The organism is Streptomyces sp. NPDC004561, assembly GCF_053602155.1.
The window spans coordinates 1-1,415 of record NZ_JBSGDB010000903.1 but is presented as its reverse complement, the minus strand read 5'-3'; the positions used below and the strand labels follow the sequence as shown (position 1 = coordinate 1,415).

Sequence of the window (1,415 nt, the reverse complement as noted above, 5' to 3'; positions counted from 1 at the left end):
CCCGGGATTCCCGAAGGAGGTGGCCCATCCATGCTCGTCCGTGACGCCATGAGCACGGTGATCCTCACTGTCGGTCCCGCCCACACCCTCCGTCACGGTGACGACGCGCGGGCACTTGTACGCCGCCACGCGCTCCCTGGCGTAGGCGCGGATCTCCTCCGCCGTGGCCTGCGCGCCGGGCCGCCGACCCGCTGCCGGCACCCGTACACAGGGGCGATCGGTATCAGCGGCGCGAGGTTATGCCATGTGTGTGTTACTCTCACGTGTTTGCGTGGTCGTCGCGGTGGGCGATTCTGCCTGTTCCGTTCGGCTGTGCGTGGGCTGTTCAAACCTGCCGGGCCTTCCCCGGTACGCTCCCTTGCGGAAGGCTCTTCATGAAGCATCCCAATGACTCCGGCATCGCTCACGGCAGTCCCGCCCAGCCCGGGGCAACGACCCCGGCGCTGCTCCCGGCCGTCACCTTCGCCGGTGTGGAACTGCCGACGGAGGTGCTGCGGACACTGAGCGAACTCGGGGTGCGCGAACCCTTTCCGATCCAGGCCGCCACACTGCCCGATGCCCTGGAGGGGCGCGACATCCTGGGACGAGGGCGCACCGGATCAGGCAAGACGCTCGCCTTCGGCCTGCCGCTGCTGACACGTACAGCCGGGCGGCGCGCCGAACCGAAGCAGCCGCTCGCTCTGATCCTTGTGCCCACCCGGGAGCTGGCCCAACAGGTCACCCAGGCGCTGGCGCCGTACGCCGAGGCACTGCGGCTGCGGATCGCCACGGTCGTCGGCGGAACGTCGATCGGCCGGCAGGTCACCGCGCTGCGCCAGGGAGCCGAGGTGGTCGTCGCCACCCCCGGACGCCTGCACGACCTGATCGAGCGCAACGCCTGCCGCCTGGGACGGGTGAGAGTCACCGTGCTGGACGAGGCCGACCAGATGTGCGACTTGGGATTCCTGCCGCAGGTTGCCGACGTGCTCGAGCAGGTGCACCCCGACGGTCAGCGGATGCTCTTCTCGGCCACTCTCGATCGCGACGTCGATCAACTGGTCCGCCGCTACCTCCACGACCCCGTCGTCCACTCGGTCGACCCGGCCGCGGGCACGGTCACGACGATGGAGCACCACGTTCTGGTCGTCCACGGCCCTGACCGCTACGCCGTCACCACGGAAATCGCCGCCCGCGACGGCCGCGTACTGCTGTTCCTCGACACCAAGCACGCCGTCGACCAGCTCACCCGGCATCTGCGGGCCAGCGGGGTGCACGCCGGGGCCCTGCACAGCGGCAAGTCCCAGCCACAGCGCACACGGACCCTGGCGCAGTTCAAGAACAGCCAGATCACCGTTCTGGTGGCGACCAATGTGGCGGCCCGGGGCCTGCACGTCGACGACCTCGATCTCGTGGTCAACGTCGACCCGCCCACCGAC

General features: G+C 69.6%; 1 protein-coding gene and 1 pseudogene. One reads left to right on the top strand and one right to left on the bottom strand.

From position 1 onward, the window contains the following. Positions 1–201: pseudogene (locus ACWEN3_RS46565) on the bottom strand (long-chain fatty acid--CoA ligase); the annotation flags it as partial. Between the two features lie 173 nt (positions 202–374). On the opposite strand from ACWEN3_RS46565, the gene ACWEN3_RS46560 reads away from it, so the two are divergent. After that, positions 375–1,415 (top strand): DEAD/DEAH box helicase (locus ACWEN3_RS46560; RefSeq protein WP_452984500.1); only part of this gene is annotated, 1,041 nt, incomplete at its 3' end.